This is a genomic window from Pontitalea aquivivens (assembly GCF_046507575.1).
Lineage (GTDB): Bacteria > Pseudomonadota > Alphaproteobacteria > Rhodobacterales > Rhodobacteraceae > Pontitalea > Pontitalea aquivivens.
This window is the reverse complement of record NZ_JBKFEY010000111.1, coordinates 1-670: the sequence shown is the minus strand read 5'-3', so window position 1 is coordinate 670 and position 670 is coordinate 1. Positions and strand designations below refer to the sequence as shown.

The 670-nt window shown below is 64.9% G+C and carries 1 protein-coding gene; it reads left to right on the top strand.

Annotated features, from left to right (window positions below; translation table 11 throughout):
• Positions 1-156 precede the first annotated feature (156 nt).
• On the top strand, positions 157-670 hold a 514-nt coding region (locus tag ACK8OU_RS20395), incomplete at its 3' end, for an MmgE/PrpD family protein (RefSeq protein WP_410305151.1).

The window sequence follows — 670 nt, the reverse complement described above, 5'->3', positions numbered from 1 at the left end:
TCAGATTGGGCTCTACACCCACACGGCAGCCACGATTGCCGCTTTCGCCCTTTTTGGTTGCGCGTGCTGCGTGATCGCCCTGCGCGGGGTAGCCGCGCGCAATCCGACTGCGGGAGTAGCAGGACAATGACGAGCGAAAAAGATCGGTCGAGAAGCTTGGCCGAGGAACTGAGTGGACTGACGTATGCCCAGCTCTCCGCACAGGATATCGAGCAGACGCGCAAGCTGATCCTGGACTATATGGGAGTGGCCTTCGGCGGTTGTGACCTGCCTTGGGTTGTCTCGCTACGCGACTGGGCCGCCCGCTTCGAAAACACGGGAAGGGCCGGTATCCTGGGTTCGGACATGCGTGTGAGCGCCCATGTGGCGGCGCTCGTCAACGGAGCCGCCGCGCATGGCTACGAACTGGACGACACCCACGATGCATCGACTAGCCATCCGGGCGGCGTCGTGATCAGCGCAGCATTCGCCGCTGCCGCCCAATCCGACGCCAGCGGCGAGGCACTGCTTGCTGCGATTGTCGCCGGCTACGAGGCCATGGCGCGCGTCGGCATGGCAGCAAACGCGCCCGAAGGCATGGAAGCTGGGTTCCATCCGACCGCTATCGTCGGCGGGTTCGGGGCGGCGGCAGCGGCCGCGAAGCTCTACCGGCTCGACGCAGACACCCTAT